This window comes from Stenotrophomonas sp. YJH_SMC_10, assembly GCF_059371555.1.
Genome location: NZ_JCAFUS010000007.1, coordinates 1 through 20,036, shown reverse-complemented (window position 1 = coordinate 20,036; position 20,036 = coordinate 1). Strand labels below are relative to the sequence as shown.

The window sequence follows — 20,036 nt, the reverse complement described above, 5'->3', positions numbered from 1 at the left end:
CCGATGGTTGGGGCGACGCGCACGGTAGTGCCGGCCGCTGGCCGGCAATCACCGCAGCCACGCATGGCGTGGCTCTACTTCTCCCGCCGCCAGTTGATCGAACCACGGTTTTCCACCGTGCTCGACTCCACTTCCACATCAAACCCGCGGCGCAGCAGGTACTTCAGCGTGATCACCGAACCGGCACCGACCAGCGACACGCCGTAACCCACGTACAGCTTGGGCGAGATGTACTTGCCGACGCCGATCACCGAGCCGCCCAGCGCGCGCGACTGGCTCACGCCGGCATCGTCCAGGCCCAGCTTGGCACCCAGCTGCGACGCCAGCAGGCCACTGCCGGCCGAGAGCGCCGCCGAGGCCGCGTTGACCTGCTGCGCCTGGTCGCTGCTGGCACCGGTCAGGCTGCGTCCCAGCACCAGATAGGCCAGTGCCTCGGACTGCGACATCGCCGGATCGGACCACACGTCCGCCCGCGGCTGCTGCGCACGCCCGGTCACGTCGATGCCGGCGGTGACATCACCGATCCGGCGCTCGGCGCGGATGTTGATGCGCGGGTCGGACACCGCGTTGTAGTTCCAGTTGAGGTTGCCGCGGGTGATGGTCAGGTCCTGCCCATACGCCTTGTAGCGGCCACTCACTTCCAGGCCGCCATTGGCGGTCATTTCGCGGCCGGGCTTGGCCCAGACCTGCATCTTGCCGGTCAGCGCGCCCTTCAGGCCGAACCCGGTCATTTTCACCTTGTCGCCGAGGCTGACCGTCAGGTCCATGTCCAGCGGCGAGGTGCGCGACTCTTCCGGATCGGCCGGGTCCAGCACCACCACGTCCTCGGACACCGAGGTGCCGCGGTCCAGGCGCTCCAGGTCGATGTCGGCCTCAGGCACGTGCACGGTGCCACGCAGCTCCATCGCCGCCTTGGCCAGGGTGAAGTCGAGGTTGGGGTTGGCGACGATGCGCAGCTCGCTGGTGTTGGACAGCAGCACGTTCTCGCCGTGGATCTTCAGCTGCAGCGGCTGTGCATCACCGAACCACGACAGGCCGCCATCCACGTACAGCGTGCCCTGGCCCGAATTGGCCTGCGCGGTGATCTTGGCCGAACCGTCGGGCTGGGCCACGAAACTACCCTTGCCCTGGTCGAAGGTCAGGCCCAGCGCGGGGAATTCGCCCTTGAAGTTGCTCAGCTGCGCGTCGCCGCCCAGCGACGGCTGCCCGCGCGTACCGCGCAGGCTGACGTGGCCTTCGATCAGGCCGGTCGGGCGCACGATGTCCGGCGAGAACAGCTCCAGCCAGTACAGCCGCGACATGTTGAGGTAGAGCTCACCGTTCAACGGTGCACTGGCTTCCCAGCCGGTCTGCATCTTGGCGTCGACGAAGCCATTGCCCTGGAAGCCCATGCCCAGGTAGCCCTTGATGCTGGCCGGGGTCATGTCGAGCTTCAGCGAGAACTGGTCATAGCGCACCAGCTCGCCACGGGTGGTATCGCCCACGGTGTTGCGGTTCTCGCCCAGGCGCACGCCGCCTTCCTTCGAGCGCACTTCCACATGGCCTTCCCAGGCCGCGCCACGCGGGCGGATCTGCGCGTCCAGGCTGACGTCGCCGCGCAGATAGATGCGGCGGCCGGACTGTGGCGGCAGCCACGGCTGCACCAGCGCCAGCGGCAGCGCGTCACTGCGCACCACCAGGCCTTCGCGCGGCCAGTTGGCCTGTGCGCACAGCGCGCCGCTGCTGGCGGCGGCCAGGCAGGCTTCGGACAGGGTGTAGGTGCTGCCGTTGATCGCGAACGCCGCCGGTGCACGCAGCGACCAGGCATCGCCCTTCACCGGTGCGACGCGCAGCGAGGCCAGCTCGCCACGCCACTGCGCACCCTGCTGGCGCACGCTGCCCTGCAGCTCGATCGCGCCCATCTCATTGCGGGTCTGCGCAGCCAGGCGCAGGTTGGACACACTGCCCTGCGCATCCACGTTCAAGCGCTCCAGCAGCATGCCGGCGTTGACCTGCTGGCCCTGCACCGCCAGCGCGCCGCTGTCGCCGCGCCACGGCAGGTGGCCCTTGATGCTCACGCTCTCGGCGCCGTAGCCGTCCCAGTTGAGGTTGTTGCCGACCAGGTCGGCGGTGATGTCCGGCGCATCGCGCGGCCCCTTCACCTGTACCTGGCCACGCAGGCCACCATCGGCACCGGGCAGCAGATCACTCAGCTGCAACGGTTCGAAACGTGCATCGATGTCGAGGCGGTCGCCGACCTTGCCCGACGCGGTCACCCGGCTGCTGCCCAGCGACAGCTTCAGGTCACCCTGGCCCTGCGCGCCCTGCAGTGCGAACTTGCCCTGTGCATCAAGGTTGCGCTGGCGCAGGATGCCCTTCAGCGACGGCAGGTCGACGGTGGCTTCCAGCGTGCCGGCCGTGCCCGGTGCAGCGTTGGCTGGAGGCGGCAGCTGCCGTCCCTTCGAGGCCAGGTTGCCGGACAGGCGGCCGTTCCAGCCCGGCACGAAGTAGCCGGGGTCGAAATCCTTCAGCGTGGCCTTGGCATCCCAGTCGAGCTGCGGTGCCCAGGCCACCTGCCCTTCCACCTGCAGCTGGCCACCCGGCGTCTGCGCCTGCAGCTGGTGGATCGACGCGGCCTGGTCATTGCCGCGTACGTCGAACTGCAGCTGCGCCTTCTGCGCCTCGCGTTCGATCTCGGCACGGCCGATCGCCGCCCAGGCCTTCAGGGTACCGGCCAGGCCGAAGCGTGCTTCCTTCAGGGTGACCGGCACCGGTGCGCTGCCAGCCGTGTTCGGGTCGGGTGCCGGCACGTAGGTCAGATCGCGTGCGACCACGGAGAAATTGAGTTTCTGCTGGCCTTCCTGGCTGAAGTCAGCGGTGCCCTCCAGGCGGGCTTCGCCGCCGAGGCCCTTCACCAGCAGCGGTGAGACCTTCAGCACCTGGTCCTGCAGCGACACCACCGACGGTGCCAGTTCCAGTTCCTGATCGCCCTGCTTCACCCTGCCGCGCAGGTTGGCATTGCCGCCCTTGCCGGCGGCGGTGAAGTCCAGCGACAACGGCGCAATCGCCGAGCTCGCCAATGCCGGCGAGAGCAGCGACAGATCCAGTTCGTCGCTGCGTACCGTGGCATTCCAGGTCGGATCGGTGCGGCCGTCGAATACCAGCATCGCCTGCAGCGGCTTCGGCGCGCGCCCGGCTACGGCCACTTCCATGTGCGACAGGTCGCCACGTGCGACCAGGCCCACCGTAGCGGCGGTGCGCCCGCGCGGCGCCGGCAGCACTGCGGTCACGGTCACGTCGGTGTCGTAGTCCTTGGCCGGGATATAGCGGCCCTGGGCCGTAAAGTTGCCCAGGTCACTGTCCACGACCAGCTTGTGCGCCTGGAACTCGCCGTTGGCGATCTCGATGCCGCCACGCACGCGGCTGATGTCGATCACCGGCTCGTTGGCCTGGCTGATGCGGAAGCCATCGATGGCGATGACATCGGCCTGGATCGCCAGCGGCATCTCGATCTGCGGCAGCGAATCGGGCCACGACGGCAGCTTGAAGGGCTCATCGCTCTTGGCCAGGTTCAACGTCGCGTTGGTCAGCTCCAGCTTGTCCAGCAGCAGCTTGCGGCCCAGCAGCGGGCGCAGGTCCGGCTCCAGGTGCGCGCGCTCGGCGTGGAAGTGGATGTCGTCGTAGCGGAAGTCGACGTTGTACAGGGTCAGCGGGCCAGCCACCGGGCCGTCCACCTTGTCCCAGGTGAAGCTGGCGCCCACCGGCAGGCGCGCCACCACCTGGGCCAGCAGCACATCGCGGCCGGCCACGGTCTGCAGCAGCCAGTACACCGCCAGCAGGGCCAGCAGCACCAGGCCGATCACGCCCACCCCGGACCATGCCCAGAAGCGGCGGCGGCGGTAGAAGCGCACGCGCGGCGGCGGCGTGCTCGGGGTCGGTGCGGGCGTGCTCACAGGTCCGCTCCGATGTTCAGGTACAGCTGGAACTGCGAATCCGGGTTGTTCAGGCCATGCGCCACGTCGATGCGCACCGGGCCCACCGGCGATTTCCAGCGCACGCCGAAGCCGACGCCGGTGTGCAGGTCGATGGTGTTGTCAAAGGCGCTGCCGGTATCGACGAACACCGCCGCGCCCCAGGGGCCGCCATTGAAATAGTGTTCGTATTCGGCCGAGCCGATCACCAGGTTCTTGGCGCCCAGCGCGTATTTGTCGGGTTTGGGCGTACGCGGGCCGACTTCGCGGTAGGCGTAGCCACGGATGCTGCGGTCACCGCCGGCGAAGTAGCGCAGGCTCGGCGGCATCGCCACCAGGTCACTGGTCCAGGTGGTGCCGCCTTCACCGCGCAGGATCAGGCGGTTGCTTTCACCCACCGGGATGTACCAGCGCAGCACGGCGTTGGCCTGCACGAAGCTGGTATCCGAGCCAGCGCCTTCCACGCCGGCACGCACCGTCGCCGCGCCGCTGATGCCCTTGCGCGGGAACATCTCGTCGTCGACGTTGACGTAGTCGGCAACCATCTGCGGGTACACCAGCGTCGAAGTGTTGTAGACGGCATCGGTGAATTCGGTGCCGGACGCGTAGCGCCAGCGCTCGCGCAGTGCGTTGATCGAGGCGATCGCGGTCCAGTGCTCGTTGATCTCGCCGCTGCGGCTGGCGATCAGCTTGAAGTTGCGCAGATCGATGTAGTCGGTCTGCTCGTCGTACGCGCTGGCGGCGAAGGTGTACCAGCCGTCGAGCCAGTTGAAGGCCGGAATGCGGTAGCTGGTGACCAGGCTCTTGCGCTTCTGCGCATAGTCCAGCTGCGTGTTCATCTTGTGGCCGCGGTTGTTCAGGAAGCGCCGCTCGATGCCACCGCGCACACCCGGGCCGCTCTCGCTGCCGTAGCTCAGGCCGGCGGTGTAGATGGTGCGCTTGGCGCGCGTCAGCTTCACATCCACCGGCACTTCGCCGTTCTCGTCGGCCTGGTCCGGGCGCGGCTGGATGTCGATCACGCTGAAGTAGTCCAGCTTGGTCAGCGACTCGCGCAGCCGGTCCAGCTTGCCCTCGTGGTAGTAACTGCCCTGGTCCCAGTAGACCAGTGGATCGAACAGCTTGTCGACGAAGTAGTCCTGCTGGAAGCGCACCGGGCCCATGTTGTAGCGGCGGCCGCTGTCCCAGGTCAGGTCGATGTCGGCGGCGTTGTCGGCGCGGGTGATCTGCACCTGGCGCTGGGTGTAGTCGGCGTCGAAGTAGCCGCGCTCGGCCAGGCGCCGGGTGATGGTGATCTTGCTGGCTTCGTACTGGGTGTGCTCGAAGCGCTGGCCCTTGCGCGGCTTGAAGGCGGCCAGGTCGTCCTGCAGGTACTGGTCGTACATCGCCGGCCCGGTAATGTCGATGTGCTCGCGGCGCACGGTCACCGGGGTGCCCTTGTCGACATGGATCAAGACGCGCACATGCTCATCCTCGCGCGGCGCCTCGACCTTGATCACCGGGTTGTAGTACCCGAACGGTTCCAGCGCCTGGCGGGTCTGCCGCTCGGCCTGCGACAGCAGGTACTCCAGGCGCGATTCGCCCTGTTCCTTGCCGATCGTGTCGTACAGCGACAGCGATTCCTGGATGTTCTCGATGATTGCGGCGTCGTCGCCCTTGTCCAATCCCTTGATGTCCACCTTGTCGATGGTGCCGCGCGCGTGGGCCACGGAGGTGGCGGCCAGCGACAGGACCATCAGCGGCAGGGCGTATTTCTTTGGCTGCATGCGGGACAGCATACCGACCGAAGGTGACGATGCGAAATGCATCACGCCATTGGGGATCGGTTGTTAAGTGGCGGTCAAAATACGCGCCTCTGTGGCGATCATCGCAATCGCAGGCGAGGATGCCGGCATCGTGCGCGATGCCGGCGATGACCCCGATGGACATCCGCCGTTGTTCCGGTGGTGCCGGCCGCTGGCCGGCAATCCACAGGTCGATGCGATGCGCGGTGGCAATGCCGGCCAGTGGCCGGCACTACCGATACGGGCATCAGCTCGACAGATGCTCGATCGCCGCCACCTTGCCCAGGCGCTCGCCCAGCATCGTCAGCAGCGCAAGGCGATTGCCGCGCAGTGCCGGATCCTCGGCATTGACCATCACGCCATCGAAGAACGCGTCGACCTGCGGACGCAGGCGGGCCAGGCGCGCCAGCACCGCCACGTAGTCCTTGTGCTGCAGGCTGGCGCCGGTGTCGTCGATGGCGGCGGTGACCGCTTCGGCCAGAGCGCGCTCGGCGTCCTCCTGCAGCAGCGCCGGGTCGATCTGCGCCGGAATGTCGCCCTCGGCCTTGCGCAGGATGTTGCGGATGCGCTTGTTGGCCGCAGCCAGTGCTTCGGCTTCCGGCAGTGCGGCGAAGGTGCCGATCGCATCCAGGCGGCGGTCGAAGTCGTACAGCGAGGCCGGCTTCAGTTCGGCCACCGCGTTGAAGTGCGTGGCCGGCACGCCCTTGTCGCTGTAATAGCCCTTCAGGCGGTCGAGGATGAAGTCGTACAGCTCGCCGACATCGGCCTGCACGTTGCGCGCGGCCAGGCCGGCGTTGGCGCTGGCCAGCAGCGCGCGCAGGTCCAGCTCGAAGCCGCTTTCGATGATCGTGCGGGCCAGGCCCAGCGCATTGCGGCGCAGGGCGAACGGGTCCTTGTTGCCCGTCGGCTTCAGGCCCGCGGCGAAACCACCGGCCAGCGTGTCGACGCGTTCGGCGATGGCCAGCACCTTGCCCAGCGGCGACAGCGCGATGTCATCACCGCCGAAGCGCGGCTGGTAGGCCTCGTCGATGGCCAGCGCCACCTCTTCCGGCTCACCACCGGCCACGGCGTAGTGGCGGCCCGCGATGCCCTGCAGCTCCGGGAACTCGTTGACCATGCGCGACTGCAGGTCGTTCTTGGCCAGCTCGGCAGCCCGCCTGGCCTGCACCGGATCAGCGCCGACCTGCGGCGCGATCACCTCGGCCAGGACCGCCACGCGCGCCACCTTGTCGGCCACGCTCCCCAGCTTGGCCTGGTAGGTCACCGTCTTCAGGCCGTCGCCCATCGACGCCAGGCCCTGCTTCAGGTCCTCGTCGAAGAAGAACTTGGCATCGGCGAAGCGCGGGCGGATCACCCGCTCGTAGCCCTTGGCCACCTCGGCCACGTCCTTCGATTCGATGTTGGCGATGCCGATGAACTTCTCGGTGAGGGTGCCGGCGGCATCCAGCACCGGGAAGAACTTCTGGTTGATCTCCATCGTTTCGATCAGTGCTTCCTGCGGCACTGCCAGGAAGGCGCGTTCGAAGCTGCACAGCACCGCCGACGGCCACTCGACCAGGTTCACCACCTGCTCCAGGTTGTCTTCGCTGATGCGGGCGCTGCCACCGGCCTTGGCCGCGGCGGCCTCGACCTCGGCGACGATGCGCGCACGGCGCTCGCTCGGGTCGACCAGCACGAAGGCGGCGCGCAGGGCTTCAACGTAATCCTGCGGCTGGGCCAGCGCCACGGGCTGGTCGTGGTGGAAGCGATGGCCACGGCTGACACGGCCGGCCTGCAGGCCGAACAGCTCGGCCTCCACCACCTCGGTACCGTGCAGCAGCACCAGCCAGTGCGCCGGGCGCGCAAAGCCCCAGGTGTGGTCGCCCCAGCGCATCGGCTTGGGAATCGGCATCGCCGCAATCGCCTCGCGCAGGATCTCCGGCAGCAGGCTGGCGGTGCGTGCGCCCGGGGTCACCGCACGGTGCACGAAGCGCTCACCCTTGTTGTCGGTGGTCTTCTCCAGCGCGGTCCAGTCGATCCCGGCCTTGGCGGCGAAGCCCAGCAACGCCTTGGTCGGCTGGCCTTCGGCGTCCAGTGCGATGTTCAGGTACGGGCCCAGCACTTCGCTGTGCTGTTCCGGCTGTTCCAGGCCAACGCCCGGCAGCAGCACGGCCAGCCGGCGCGGGGTCGACAGCGGGCGTGCATCGCCCAGATCCAGTGCAACGCCGCGCGTGCGCAGCCCTTCGACAATACCGTCGAAGAACGCCTGGGCCAGGCCCGGCAGCGCCTTGACCGGCAGCTCCTCGGTACCCAGTTCGATCAGCAGGGGGGACAGTTGGCTCATCGGTTCGATCCTGTGGTGGGGGCGCAGCGCGCGACGCGTCCGGCGCCCCGGGTAGTTGATGAAAAGCGGGTGGGTGCGGACGGCCCGTCAGGCCTTCTTCGCGCCCGGGAAGCCCAGCTTCTCGCGCTGCTCGTAGTACGCCTTGGCCACCGCCTGGGCCAGCGCGCGCACGCGCAGGATGTAGCGCTGGCGCTCGGTCACGCTGATCGCGCGGCGTGCATCGAGCAGGTTGAAGGTGTGGCTGGCCTTCATCACCTGCTCGTAGGCCGGCAACGGCAGGCCCACCTCGACCAGCTTCTGCGCTTCACGCTCGCAGGCATCGAAGCGGTGGAACATTTCGTCCACGTCGGCGTATTCGAAGTTGTAGGTGCTCTGCTCGACTTCGTTCTGGTGGTAGACGTCGCCATAGGTCACCGGCTGCCCGTCCGGGCCGTAGGTCCAGACCAGGTCGTAGACGTTGTCGCAGTTCTGCAGGTACATGCACAGGCGTTCGAGACCGTAGGTGATCTCGCCCAGTACCGGGCGGCACTCCAGGCCACCGGCCTGCTGGAAGTAGGTGAACTGGGTCACTTCCATGCCGTTGAGCCAGACTTCCCAGCCCAGGCCCCAGGCGCCCAGCGTCGGCGATTCCCAGTTGTCCTCGACGAAACGCAGGTCGTGCACCAGCGGGTCGATGCCCAGCGCCTTCAGCGAATCCAGGTACAGCTGCTGGATGTTGTCCGGCGCCGGCTTCATCGCCACCTGGTACTGGTAGTAGCGCTGCAGGCGGTTGGGGTTCTCGCCGTAGCGGCCGTCGGTCGGGCGGCGCGAGGGCTGCACGTAGGCCGCGTTCCAGCGTTCCGGACCGATCGCACGCAGGAAGGTGGCCGGGTGGAAGGTACCGGCGCCCACCTCCAGGTCGAGCGGCTGGATGAGCACGCAGCCCTGCTGGGCCCAGAACTGGTTCAGGGTCTGGATCAGGCCCTGGAAGGTGATCGGAACGGTCGGGGTCGCGGACATGCGTACGAGTCTTGGCCGGCAAGGGGGTGCGTTAGTATAACGGCCGACCTGCGGGGCATTCCGTACCCGGGAGGAGCAGGCAGATGGAACATCGGCTGCCGGTGGGCACGCCCGGCGAGCCAGGCGACATCCCGCTGCCGTGGGGACGCCTGCATTTCGAACAGGTCTGCGCAGCGCTGCTGGCCGATGGCCTGGTCGCCGAGCACGACGTCGAGCGCATGCGGTTTTCCGCACAGGGCGCCCGCAATGCCAGCGAAGTGCACCCGCTGGTGCTGCTGTCCAACCTCAAGCTGGCCGCCCACGACGGTGGCGAACTGACCCTGGAACGCCTGACCGAATGGCTGGCCCGGCGCACCGGCAGCCGCTACCTGCGCATCGATCCGACCCGGGTCGACGTCGCCGCGGTCACCGCGCTGGTCTCCCACGCCTACGCCCGCCGCCATCGCTTCCTGCCGCTGGCGGTGGATGCCGAACGGGTGCTGGTGGCCACCAGCGAGCCGCTGGTGCAGGAGTGGCGCCGCGACCTGCAGCACCTGACCCGCCGCAGCATCGAGCTGGCGGTGGTCAATCCGCTCGACCTGCACCGCTACACCATGGAGTTCTACGGGGTGACCCGCTCGGTGCGTGGCGCGCGCGGCGATGTCCGCGGCGAAGCCAGCACCACCCTGCCCAGCTTCGAGCAGCTGGTCGAGCTGGGCCGCACCGGCGACGTCAATGCCGATGACCAGCACATCGTGCACATCGTCGACTGGCTGCTGCAGTACGCCTACGAACAGCGCGCCTCGGACATCCACCTGGAACCGCGCCGCGAGATGGGGCGCATGCGCTTCCGCATCGATGGCGTGCTGCACAAGGTGTTCGAGGTGCCACCGGCGGTGATGACCGCCGTGGTCAGCCGCATCAAGGTGCTCGGCCGCATGGACCTGGCCGAACGCCGGCGCCCGCAGGACGGCCGCATCAAGACCCGCTCGCCGGGTGGCCGCGAAGTCGAGATGCGCCTGTCGACCATGCCTACCGCCTTCGGCGAGAAGTGCGTGATGCGCATCTTCGACCCGGATGCCGCCTTCAAGAGCATCGACCAGCTCGGCTTCAGCCCGCAGGAGGCCGCCGGCTGGAACGCCCTGGTCGAACGCCCGCACGGCATCGTGCTGGTCACCGGCCCGACCGGCTCGGGCAAGACCACCACCCTGTATTCGACGCTGAAGCGGCTGGCCACGCCCGACGTGAACGTGTGCACGGTGGAGGACCCGATCGAGATGATCGCGCCCGAGTTCAACCAGATGCAGGTGCAGGCCAACATCGACCTGGATTTCGCCAGCGGCGTGCGCACGCTGCTGCGGCAGGACCCGGACATCATCATGATCGGCGAGATCCGCGACCTGGAAACCGCGCAGATGGCGGTGCAGGCCTCGCTGACCGGCCACCTGGTGCTGTCTACGCTGCATACCAACGATGCGACGTCGGCGGTCACCCGCCTGCTCGACCTGGGCGTGCCGCACTACCTGCTGGCCAGCACCCTCAACGGCATCCTCGCCCAGCGCCTGGTGCGCACGCTGTGCCCGCACTGCAAGCAGCCGCACACCCTTGGTGCTGCCGACTGGGCGGTGCTGGCTGATAGCCAAGCTGCATATCCAGATGCCGCCACGCCCTGTCGTCCGGTCGGTTGCCTGGAGTGCCGGCGCACCGGATTCCTTGGCCGCATCGGCCTGTATGAGTTGCTGCCATTGGGCTCGCGGCTGCGTGGGCAGATCCGCGCCGACATGGATCTGGCCGGTTTCACCCGTGCCGCGCGGGCTGAAGGGCTGCGAACCCTGCGCCAGGCCGGGCTTGAAAAGGTGGCGCAGGGGCTGACTACAATCGAGGAAGTCCTGTCAGTCCTGCCGCCCCCGGATGAACCCAGCCCCGTTCCTGATCCTTGAAACCGGCCGCCCGGTGCCGTCGCTGCGCCGCTACGGGCGCTTTCCGCACTGGATCCGCGTGGCCGCCGGGCTGGAAGAACACCAGACCGTGGTGGTCGACGTCGAACACGGCGGCGCACTGCCCGATCCGCACGCCTTCGCCGGCGTGCTGGTGACTGGCTCGGCCGCCTTCGTCACCGACCACGCCGAATGGAGTGAGCGCAGCGCCGCATGGCTGCGCCAGACCGCCCACGCCGGCCTGCCGGTGTTCGGCATCTGCTATGGCCACCAGCTGCTGGCGCACGCGCTGGGCGGCGAGGTGGCCTACAACCCGGCCGGCCGCGAGTCAGGCACGATCGAACTGGAGCTGCAGCCGCAGGCGGCGCAGGACCCGCTGTTCCAGGGCCTGCCGCAGCACTTTGCCGCCCACGCCACCCACCTGCAGACCGTGCTGCGCGCGCCGGACGGCGCCGAAGTGCTGGCACGCTCGCCGCTGGATGGCTGCCATGCCTTCCGCTGGGGGCGCCAGGCCTGGGGCGTACAGTTCCACCCCGAGTTCGCCACCCACCACATGCGCGGCTACGTGCGTGCCCGCGCCGACTGCATCGGCCGCCATGGCGGCTGCGCCCGCAGCATCGAGCGCGCGGTCAGCGCCGCACCGCTGGCCCGCCAGCTGCTGCGCCGCTTCGTTCGCCAGGCGCGGCTGTCTTCAGCCCAGCCGGCGGCAAAACAGGGATAATCGGCGGCACGGGCAAGCGCCCGGCCCCTCCTGTCCTTCCCGGATGTCCATGAAAGAGATTCGCAAGCTGCCGGCCTCGGCGGGCGCCCAGTGGTTGCTGGATACGTTCTCGCTGTACCGGCGTGCGCCGCTGCAGCTGGCCCGGATCGGCCTGGCCTGGCTGCTGGTGAGCTGGGTGGTCACGCTGTTGTCGACGCTGATTCCCGGCGCCGCCGGCATGGCCGTGCAGCTGATGACCCTGGCCATCTCGCCGATCATGTTCGGCGGCATGCTGTACGCCGTGGGTGAGATCGACGAAGGCCGCCCGGGCCTGTCCTCGCACCTGCTGCAGCCGATCCGCGACCACCGCGTCAGCCACCTGCTGGTGCCGCTGGCGATCCAGGTGCTGGCGGTGCTGCTGCTGGGCGCGCTGCTGTTTCTGATGATCGGCCGCGAAGGCTTCACCGCCTTCAGCGAGGTCATGACCAAGATGGAAGAGATCAGCCGCAGTGGCCAGCAGATCAAGCCGGACGATGCCGCGGCGCTGGTGGCCAACCTGCCGGCCAAGCGCATCGCACTGTGGATGCTGCTGGTGTTCCTGAGCGCGGTCGCACTGTCGCTGGCAATGTTCACCCAGCCGGCGCTGGTGGTGTTCGACAAGCAGAGCGGCATGCACGCGCTGCGCCTGAGCCTGCAGGGCTGCATCGAGAACGTCGGCGCGATGATCGTGTTCGCCGTGCTTGGCCTGATCGCCGCGTTCTGCATCTACATCCTGTTCGTGATCGTGATCCAGATCGCGATGCTGATCGGCGGCCCGCTGGCGGCCGCCTTCATCGCGCAGCTGGTGCTGACCACGGTGCTGATGCCGCTGTATGTCGGTGCGGTCTATGCCGCATGGAAGCAGATGTTCGTGCACCGCGGCAGCCGCGCAGCGCCGCCGATCCCGACCACGCCGACCTCGAGCGACATCTTCCACGCCTGACGGAAAAAGGGGACGGAGGGGATTAAGTCGTTTATGCCCAGTGTGTGCAGCTAACGACTTAATCCCCTCCGTCCCCTTTTGGCTTTTCAGGCGGCGGGCTTCTTGACTGCCGATGACGGCACCAGCCAGCGTGCGGCGTGGATGCCCAGCTCGTACAGCAGGCACATCGGGATCGCCAGCATCAGCTGCGAGACCACGTCCGGCGGGGTCAGCACCGCTGCCAGCACGAAGATGCCGACGATCGCGTAGCCGCGGCCTTCCTTGAACTGCTGCGGCGTCACCCAGCCCAGCAGGACCAGGATCACCATCGCCACCGGCAGTTCGAAACTGCCACCGAAGGCGAAGAAGATCGCCAGCACGAAATCCAGGTAGGCGTTCGCATCCGGGGTGATCGCGATCACGTCCGGACTGAAGGTGGTCAGGAAATGGAACACCGCCGGCAGCACCAGGAAGTAGGCGAAGGCACAGCCGGTGTAGAACAGCAGTACCGAAGACACCAGCAGCGGCACCGCCAGGCGCTTCTCACGCGCATACAGCCCCGGGGCGACGAAGGCCCACAGCTGGTACAGCAGCCACGGCACCGCCACGAACAGGGCCACGAAGAACGTCAGCTTCAAGGGCGCGAAGAAGGCGCCGGCCGGATTGGTCGCGATCATCGTCTGCCCATTGGGCAGCTGCGAGACCAGAGGTTCGGCCAGGGCGTTGTAGAGTTTCTGGGTGAACGGCAGCAGCGCCAGCAGCACCACGCCCAGGCCAAGCAGGGCGCGCACCAGACGGCCGCGCAGTTCCACCAGATGTTCGACCAGCGAGCTCTCGCCGAAATCCTGTTCGCTCATGGCTGGCGCTCCGTGCGCTGCGTCGGCGCCGCCGCACCGGCGTCAGCGGCGGTGGTCGCGTCGGGTGCAGCAGGCTCCCGTGCGGGTGCCTCCGCGGCAGGCCCGCCCAGGTGCGGCGGAACGTCCGCCTGCGCGGGTGCGCGTGCTTCCTGTACCAGCTCATCGCCCTGCCGCTGCGCCTGCTGGGCTTCGCGACGCAGTGCCTCGCCGCTGGCACGCAACTGGTTCTCGGTGTCCTGCATGCCCTGGCGCACGTCCTGCATCTGCCGCTTGATCTCTTCGGCCTGCAGTTCGCGTTCCAGTTCCTGTTTCACCGAATCCCACTGGTTGCGGGCACGCCGTACCCACAGGCCGGCGAAGCGGGCCGCCTTGGGCAGGCGCTCGGGACCGAGCACCACCAGGGCGACCACCGCGATCACCAGCAGTTCGCTGAAGCCGATATCAAACACCGCGACCGCTCCGGATCAGCGAGGGCTGCGGTCGTGCTCGTCCTGCGCGGTGCGCGAGGCGTCCTGGCTGCGCGATTCATCGCCCAGCTGCGCGTTCGGCTTGTCGTCGTCGCGCATGCCCTTCTTGAATTCCTTGACCGCCGAACCGAGGTCCTTGGCGCCGCTGGTCAGGCGCTTGGTGCCGAACACCAGCAGGACGATGGCCAGCACGACCAACCAATGCCAGATGCTGAAACTGCCCATAAAGACGCTCGTTACGTTAGTGATCAGGCTGTCGAGCATAGCGCACCGGCTGTTAGCCGGCGCGCGTGACGAAAGTCAGTTCCCGCCCAGCGTTTCCGTGCGGATTTCGCCGTCGTTGACCGGCTGGAAGCCCTGCTGCTGCTGCGGCGGCGTCTGCGGCACGTTCTGCAGCGGCGCAGTGGTCGCTTCGGCCGGGGCCGCAGGGGCTGCCTGAACAGGCACAGGAGCCGCCGCCGGGGCCGGACGCGGCGCAGTGCCAGCCGTGCCGTTGCGGTTGTTGCGCGCGGCGTAGGTGGCCTCCTCCAGGCGATCGCGGAAGGCGACCACGTCCATCGACGGGGAACCGGCAACCCGCCCTTCGAAGATCATCCGCGGCGTGGTGTTGCTGCCGTAGGCCTCCAGGTTGGCGGCATCGTCGATCTGCAGCACCGCGCCATCCAGGGCGACACCGGCGAACAGGCCGCGGGCGCGCGACCACGACCAGATCTCGGCCTTCAGTTGGCCGTCGGTGGCCGCCGCGGCATTGCGGCCCACCGGGCCGGCGGCAACGCCGGCATCGGCACCGAGGGTGAATTTACCGTTGACCAGGTTGTCCAGGCTGCGGTCGTTGCGGAACACCAGCACCACGTCCGAAGACTGGACGCCGGCCTGGAAGCCGATGCTGCCACCGGTCAGCTTGACGAACACCGGGCTCGACCACGCGCCATTGGGCATGCGCACCGACATCAGGCCGTGGCCGCGACGACCGCCAATGACCAGGCCGGCCTTGATCGTGTCGGGAATGACGATGACTGCGCGGCCTTCGTCGAGCAATTTGTCCGGAATACCCTGTTCAGGGATTTCCTGGATTTCGGCCAGCACGCGCACGGCGTTGCGGGCGCGCTGGTCTTCCTGCGGTCCGGCCATGGCCTGGCTGGACAGCAGGCTGGCGGCGATCAGCAGGGCTTGGATCGGGCGACGCATGGCAGGCTCCAGAAGTCAGTCCATAGGAAGATATAGCAAGTGACTGAAATTAGTGGCGTTGTCATGAATCGCCAATGAGCGTTGCCTGCCCGCATTGACGCGGCCTATGCCGGCCATCCGAACCCTGCATCCCGGCGCGGCGCCGGATCGGCGACAATGCTCCCATGCTCGACGCACCCGATACCGCCGTGCTGGCGGTCAACCTAGGCACGCCCGAGACGCCGACGGCCCCCGCCGTACGTCGTTACCTGGCCGAATTCCTGTCCGATCCCCGTGTGGTCGCGATTCCGGCGCTGCTGTGGCAGCCGCTGCTGCGCGGCCTGATCCTGCCGCTGCGCAGCGGCCGGTCCGCGGCCAAGTATGCGCAGGTCTGGCTACCGGACGGGTCGCCGTTGATGGTTCATACGCGTCAACTGGCGGAGGCGATGCAATCCCTGCTGCCGACGCTGAAGGTCCGCCATGCGATGCGCTACGGCGAACCGGCACTGGCCGGCGAGCTCGACCGCCTCGCCGCCGAAGGCGCACGCCGCATCGTAGTGCTGCCGCTGTACCCGCAGTACTCCACCACCACCACCGCCTCGGTCGAGGACCGGGTCGATGCCTGGCAGCGGCGCAACCCGGGCGTGACCGTCAGCCTGGTACGCGACTACTCGGTCGACCCGGGCTGGGTCGAGGCCGTTGCCGGCTCGATCCGCCGCTACTGGGAACAGCACGGCCGCGGCCAGAAACTGATGTTCTCCTTCCACGGCATCCCGCAGCGCCTGGCCGACGCGGGTGATCCGTATCCGCAGCGCTGCGCGGCCAGCGCGCAGGCCATCGCCCATGCACTGGGCCTGGGCAAGGACGACTGGCAGATGGGTTACCAGTCGCGCTTCGGCCGCGAGCGCTGGCTGCAGCCGTATGCCGAACCCAGCCTGTGGGCGCTGGCCGAATCCGGCGTGAAGCAGATCGATGTGGTCTGCCCCGGATTCGCCACCGACTGCCTGGAAACGCTGGAAGAGGTCGCGCTGGGCTTCACCGAAACGCTGGCCGAGCGCGGCGCAACGATGCGCTACATTCCTTGCCTCAACGCCGATCCGGCGCACGCGCGCGCGCTGGCGCGGCTGGCCGTGTCCTCGCTGGCATGAGTCTGCAACCGTTTGAACTCCAGGTCGGGGGCGCACGCGTCGCCGGCCTGCGCACCGCCGGTGACGGCCCGCGCGTGCTGGCCCTGCATGGCTGGCTCGACAACGCCGCCAGCTTCGTGCCGCTGGCCCCGCACCTCCCGTCGTTGCAGCTGGTGGCGGTCGACCTGCCTGGCCACGGCCACAGCGCCCATCTTCCGGCCGGCGCAAGCTACACCACGGCCGCTGCCATCTGCCACGTACTCGACGTCGCCGACGCGTTGGGCTGGGACCGCTTCAGCCTGCTCGGCCATTCGATGGGCGCCGGCATCGCCAGCCTCACCGCCGCCGTCAGTGATCGCGTCGAGCGCCTGGTGGCGATCGAAGCACTCGGTGGCCTGCGTGGCCCCGAAGAGGACACCGCGCATCGCCTGCGCGAACACGTGAACGCGACGCGGGCGCTGGCACGCAAGCAGCTGCGCGTGTTCCCCGACCTCGCCGCGCCGATCCGCGCGCGGATGATGACCAACCAGCTCAGCGAACACTGCGCGCGGCTGCTGGTCGAGCGTGGCGTGGAGCCCGTCGAGGGTGGCTATCGCTGGTGCAGTGATCCACGGTTGATGCTGCCCACGGCGATCCGCCTCAGCGAGGGCCAGATCGACAACCTGCTGCAGGCGATCACCTGCCCGACGCAGGTGATCTATGCCACTCCCGCGCAGCCCTACTATCCCGAACCGATGCGCAGCGATCGCCTGCGGCACCTGCGCGATGGACGGCTGGCGGTGTTTCCCGGCAACCATCACCTGCACATGGAGGATCCGGCGCGGGTCGCCGAAGTGATCCTGCGCTTCTTCAGCAACGACAACGCCGGCTGAGCGCAGGCGAGCACGCGCTTCACTCTGCGCGTTCGCGGCCGATACACCAGTTGCGGGCCCTTGCGCCCGCTGCACGCGGGCCCGGTCGGGCCTGCGGCGTGTGTCTGGTTCTGCAAGGAAGTCCGCATGCCCGCTCTGCTGCACCGTCACCCACAGGATGTGGCCACGGTGTCCCGTCTCCGCGTCGCTGATCGCGCCGCATTCCTCGAATTCCCGACACATGCCCCGGTCACGCCCTGCTGCGTGTGCTGCGGCGTGGTCGTTGTCGTCTGCTGATCCAGGAGCCTCCGATGTCCATTGCATCCTCCCGTCCCCCCGATGCCGCCCGCCTGCCGCATCTGCAGCAACTCGCCCGCGGCGCTGACCGTCGACTGTTGATCGGCAGCGCGACACTGGCCGTCGCAGGCCTGGCGTTGGCCCTGCGTGGCCCGCAGGTCGTGGCCGCTGCGTGCATGGCGGCTGCGGTGCTGCCGGCGCTGTGGCTGGCAGGTCCATTGGCCGGCCGCAGCATCGCCCGCAACGGCCTGGCGGTCCTGGTCGCGCTGCAGTTGGCCCTGGCATGCACCATCGTCGGCCTGTCGCCGGCGCTGCCGATCGCCGTGCTGCTGGGGATGCTGCTCGGCCATCGCGATCGTTTGCCGGTGTGGCTGGCCGGCAGCGTCGGCACGCTCGCGCTGCTGGTACCGCCGCAGGCGGGTGCTGCACTGTGGCCGACGCTGCTGCAGGCCGCGATGCTCGCGGGGCTGACCCTGTTCCTCGGCCAGGTCGCGCAGCGGCTGCGCCAGCAGACCGAAGCACTGGGCCATGGCCCGCGTCGGCTTGCCGCACTCGCACGCGATATCGCCACGGGTGCCGATCTTGGGGCACATGCCGATGCCGGGGCCTATGCACCGGGTTCGCTGGCCCACGCCCTGGCCGACACTGCGCTGCACGTGCAGGCCCAGCGGGGACGGGAAGCCGCGTCGCATGCCGAGAACGCGCAGATCCGCCAGGCGCTGGATGCGTCGCGCACCGCGATGATGATTGCCGACAACGAGCATGTGATCCGCTACGTGAACCGCTCGGTGGTCGCGCTGCTGCGCAACCAGCAGGCGACGTTGCGCCAGGCCTTTCCTGATTTCGACGCCGAGCGCCTGGTCGGCAGCAGCATCCATCGCTTCCACGCCAACCCGGACCGCATCCGCGCGATCCTCAACGGCCTGCAGGTCGCGCACAACGGCAAGGTGCAGATCGGCCCGGTGCACTTCGCGCAGGTCGTTACGCCGGTCTTCGACGCGCAGGGCACGCGCCTGGGCTTTGCCGTGGAGTGGCATGACCGCACCCAGGAGCTCAAGCTGGAGAATGCCGTCGCGGACATCGTCGCCGCCGCCGCCGCTGGCGACCTTGACCAGCGCCTGCAGCCAGCGGAGGGCGCCAGCTTCCTCGATGGCCTGACCGGTGGCATCAACCAGCTGCTGGATACGCTGGGCAGCACTGTCGATGAAGTGCGGCAGATGCTCTCGGCGCTGGCCAGCGGCGATCTTGATCGGCGCATGCATGGCGAGTATCACGGTGCGTTCGCTGCCATCCAGCGCGACGCCAACGCCACCGCCGGCCAGTTGGCACGCATGGTGGGCCGCATCCAGCAGTGCGCGTCTTCGATCAGTACCGCTGCCAGCGAGATCGCTGCCGGCAACGGCGCGCTGTCCGAGCGCAGCGAGCGCCAGGCCGCGCATCTGCAGGAGACCGCGGCGTCGATGGAAGAGCTGACCGCCACCGTGCGCCAGAATGCCGCCCATGCACGCGAGGCCAGCCAGCTGGCGGTCACTACCCAGGCCGCCGCCAGCGACGGCAATGTCGCCATGCAGCGGGTGGTCGACACCATGCAGGCGATCGAAGGCGCCTCGAAGCGGATCGGCGACATCACCGGCGTCATCGATGGCATCGCGTTCCAGACCAACATCCTCGCGCTCAACGCAGCGGTCGAGGCCGCACGCGCCGGTGAGCAGGGCCGCGGCTTCGCGGTGGTCGCCAGTGAGGTGCGCGTGCTGGCGCAGCGATCGGCCGCCGCGGCACAGGAGATCAAGAAGCTGATCGATGAGGCCGGCCGCCAGGTCGGCGAGGGTGCCCAGCTGGTGGCCGATGCCGGCCTGCGCATGCAGGGCATTGTCGGCGGCGTGGAGAATGTCAGCCACTTGATGCATGAGATCTCCGCAGCCTCGCAGGAGCAGTCGATCGGCATCGAGCAGATCAACCAGACCGTCGTGCAGATGGACCAGGCCACGCAGCAGAATGCCGCGCTGGTGGAGGAAGCGACCGCCGCCGCACGCGAGCTGCAGTCGCAGGCAGGCACGCTCACCGAGGCGGTGTCGGTGTTCCGCCAGCAGGAACTGCACGGAGTGTCGCGGGCGGCGTGATGAGGTCCTGCGTCGCGCGTTGAGGAAAACGGCGCCCGCAGGGCGCCGTTTTTTTATTGCTTAGGCTTGTCGCAGGAACAACCCATGCACGCATGACGTGGTTCTGACGGTAGTGCCGGCCGCTGGCCGGCAATCGATTGGTAGCGGCCAACCTTGGTTGGCGCCATGCCTCCTCGCGGAGGGCATCCACGCATGGCGTGGATCTACTCTTGATCCGCCTGCCCTCGGTAGCTGCGAACCTTGGTTGGCACCGTGGTTGCGCGTGGAGCCCCCCCACGCATCGCGTGAATCTCCCGGGACGATGCTGGGCCATGGGGTTGCCGGCCAGCGGCCGGCACTACCCGCATGTTCTGCGCACAAAGAAAAACCCCGCTGCGTGAGCAGCGGGGTTTTGGGTGTAAACCCTGGCGATGACCTACTCTCGCATGGCTTGAGCCACACTACCATCGGCGCAGCTGCGTTTCACTTCCGAGTTCGGGATGGGATCGGGTGGTTCCACAGCGCTAATTTCACCAGGGAG

At 68.2% G+C, this 20,036-nt stretch carries 14 protein-coding genes and 1 rRNA gene; 6 read left to right on the top strand and 9 right to left on the bottom strand.

Annotation, left to right across the window (positions count from 1 at the left end; translation table 11 throughout):
- Window positions 1-74: 74 nt before the first annotated feature.
- The 4 genes from AC5P9C_RS10815 to glyQ all read right to left on the bottom strand — a co-directional run bounded on the left by AC5P9C_RS10815 (window position 75) and on the right by glyQ (window position 9,053).
- Window positions 75-3,932 (bottom strand): translocation/assembly module TamB domain-containing protein, encoded by a 3,858-nt coding sequence (locus tag AC5P9C_RS10815; protein WP_312558407.1) that lies wholly within the window; start codon window positions 3,930-3,932, stop codon window positions 75-77.
- Complete coding sequence (locus AC5P9C_RS10810; protein ID WP_064239536.1) at window positions 3,929-5,725, bottom strand: autotransporter assembly complex protein TamA; 1,797 nt, start codon at window positions 5,723-5,725, stop codon at window positions 3,929-3,931. Before AC5P9C_RS10810 ends, AC5P9C_RS10815 begins: the two co-directional genes overlap by 4 nt.
- A 253-nt stretch (window positions 5,726-5,978) precedes the next feature.
- Window positions 5,979-8,054, bottom strand: a complete 2,076-nt coding sequence (gene glyS, locus AC5P9C_RS10805) for a glycine--tRNA ligase subunit beta (protein WP_049471098.1) — start codon at window positions 8,052-8,054, stop codon at window positions 5,979-5,981.
- 87 nt (window positions 8,055-8,141) lie between these two features.
- Window positions 8,142-9,053, bottom strand: coding sequence for a glycine--tRNA ligase subunit alpha (gene glyQ / locus AC5P9C_RS10800; RefSeq protein ID WP_014648902.1), 912 nt, complete (start codon window positions 9,051-9,053; stop codon window positions 8,142-8,144).
- A gap of 83 nt (window positions 9,054-9,136) precedes the next feature.
- On the opposite strand from glyQ, the gene AC5P9C_RS10795 reads away from it, so the two are divergent.
- Genes AC5P9C_RS10795 through AC5P9C_RS10785 form a run of 3 tightly spaced genes read left to right on the top strand, consistent with a single transcriptional unit; the run spans window position 9,137 to window position 12,651 of the window.
- Entirely contained in the window at window positions 9,137-10,972 is a 1,836-nt protein-coding gene (locus tag AC5P9C_RS10795) for a GspE/PulE family protein (protein ID WP_495205160.1), read from the top strand.
- A complete protein-coding gene (locus AC5P9C_RS10790; protein WP_049471095.1) occupies window positions 10,944-11,690 on the top strand; it encodes a glutamine amidotransferase in 747 nt (248 codons plus the stop codon). The genes AC5P9C_RS10795 and AC5P9C_RS10790 overlap by 29 nt, the downstream gene beginning before the upstream one ends.
- A 49-nt stretch (window positions 11,691-11,739) precedes the next feature.
- The gene (locus AC5P9C_RS10785) at window positions 11,740-12,651 is read left to right on the top strand and encodes a BPSS1780 family membrane protein (RefSeq protein WP_414615172.1); all 912 of its coding nucleotides are present in this window, start codon (window positions 11,740-11,742) and stop codon (window positions 12,649-12,651) included.
- An 86-nt stretch (window positions 12,652-12,737) separates the two neighbouring features.
- Here AC5P9C_RS10785 and tatC read toward each other — a convergent pair whose 3' ends face one another.
- The 4 genes from tatC to AC5P9C_RS10765 all read right to left on the bottom strand — a co-directional run bounded on the left by tatC (window position 12,738) and on the right by AC5P9C_RS10765 (window position 15,142).
- Window positions 12,738-13,487 carry a twin-arginine translocase subunit TatC gene (gene tatC / locus AC5P9C_RS10780; protein ID WP_005420449.1) on the bottom strand — a complete coding sequence of 250 codons (750 nt, stop codon included), beginning with the start codon at window positions 13,485-13,487 and terminating at the stop codon, window positions 12,738-12,740.
- Window positions 13,484-13,936, bottom strand: a complete 453-nt coding sequence (gene tatB / locus AC5P9C_RS10775; protein WP_182068067.1) for a Sec-independent protein translocase protein TatB — start codon at window positions 13,934-13,936, stop codon at window positions 13,484-13,486. Before tatB ends, tatC begins: the two co-directional genes overlap by 4 nt.
- Window positions 13,937-13,951: 15 nt before the next feature.
- Window positions 13,952-14,179, bottom strand: coding sequence for a Sec-independent protein translocase subunit TatA (tatA, locus tag AC5P9C_RS10770; RefSeq protein ID WP_049471087.1), 228 nt, complete (start codon window positions 14,177-14,179; stop codon window positions 13,952-13,954).
- Window positions 14,180-14,254: 75 nt separating this feature from the next.
- The gene (locus tag AC5P9C_RS10765) at window positions 14,255-15,142 is read right to left on the bottom strand and encodes a lipid-binding SYLF domain-containing protein (RefSeq protein ID WP_053504772.1); all 888 of its coding nucleotides are present in this window, start codon (window positions 15,140-15,142) and stop codon (window positions 14,255-14,257) included.
- A gap of 164 nt (window positions 15,143-15,306) precedes the next feature.
- Between AC5P9C_RS10765 and hemH the strand changes: the two genes are divergently transcribed.
- The 3 genes from hemH (at window position 15,307) to AC5P9C_RS10750 (ending at window position 19,516) form a co-directional block, all read left to right on the top strand.
- Window positions 15,307-16,269: a ferrochelatase gene (hemH, locus tag AC5P9C_RS10760; protein ID WP_057494419.1), complete on the top strand. Its 963-nt coding sequence runs from the start codon at window positions 15,307-15,309 to the stop codon at window positions 16,267-16,269.
- Window positions 16,266-17,120, top strand: coding sequence for an alpha/beta fold hydrolase (locus AC5P9C_RS10755; protein WP_057494418.1), 855 nt, complete (start codon window positions 16,266-16,268; stop codon window positions 17,118-17,120). Before hemH ends, AC5P9C_RS10755 begins: the two co-directional genes overlap by 4 nt.
- Window positions 17,121-17,410: 290 nt before the next feature.
- Complete coding sequence (locus AC5P9C_RS10750) at window positions 17,411-19,516, top strand: methyl-accepting chemotaxis protein (protein ID WP_495205159.1); 2,106 nt, start codon at window positions 17,411-17,413, stop codon at window positions 19,514-19,516.
- A gap of 402 nt (window positions 19,517-19,918) precedes the next feature.
- Here AC5P9C_RS10750 and rrf read toward each other — a convergent pair.
- Window positions 19,919-20,033 (bottom strand): 5S ribosomal RNA (gene rrf, locus AC5P9C_RS10745).
- Window positions 20,034-20,036: the final 3 nt, after the last annotated feature.

What these genes read in the sequence shown, in the direction of transcription:
- AC5P9C_RS10810 (WP_064239536.1), bottom strand. Translation starts at nt 5,725, where the DNA reads ATGCTGTCCCGCATGCAGCCAAAGAAATACGCCCTGCCGCTGATGGTC.
- glyS (WP_049471098.1), bottom strand. Translation starts at nt 8,054, where the DNA reads ATGAGCCAACTGTCCCCCCTGCTGATCGAACTGGGTACCGAGGAGCTG.
- glyQ (WP_014648902.1), bottom strand. Translation starts at nt 9,053, where the DNA reads ATGTCCGCGACCCCGACCGTTCCGATCACCTTCCAGGGCCTGATCCAG.
- AC5P9C_RS10795 (WP_495205160.1), top strand. Translation starts at nt 9,137, where the DNA reads ATGGAACATCGGCTGCCGGTGGGCACGCCCGGCGAGCCAGGCGACATC.
- AC5P9C_RS10790 (WP_049471095.1), top strand. Translation starts at nt 10,944, where the DNA reads ATGAACCCAGCCCCGTTCCTGATCCTTGAAACCGGCCGCCCGGTGCCG.
- AC5P9C_RS10785 (WP_414615172.1), top strand. Translation starts at nt 11,740, where the DNA reads ATGAAAGAGATTCGCAAGCTGCCGGCCTCGGCGGGCGCCCAGTGGTTG.
- tatC (WP_005420449.1), bottom strand. Translation starts at nt 13,487, where the DNA reads ATGAGCGAACAGGATTTCGGCGAGAGCTCGCTGGTCGAACATCTGGTG.
- tatA (WP_049471087.1), bottom strand. Translation starts at nt 14,179, where the DNA reads ATGGGCAGTTTCAGCATCTGGCATTGGTTGGTCGTGCTGGCCATCGTC.
- AC5P9C_RS10765 (WP_053504772.1), bottom strand. Translation starts at nt 15,142, where the DNA reads ATGCGTCGCCCGATCCAAGCCCTGCTGATCGCCGCCAGCCTGCTGTCC.
- hemH (WP_057494419.1), top strand. Translation starts at nt 15,307, where the DNA reads ATGCTCGACGCACCCGATACCGCCGTGCTGGCGGTCAACCTAGGCACG.
- AC5P9C_RS10755 (WP_057494418.1), top strand. Translation starts at nt 16,266, where the DNA reads ATGAGTCTGCAACCGTTTGAACTCCAGGTCGGGGGCGCACGCGTCGCC.
- AC5P9C_RS10750 (WP_495205159.1), top strand. Translation starts at nt 17,411, where the DNA reads ATGTCCATTGCATCCTCCCGTCCCCCCGATGCCGCCCGCCTGCCGCAT.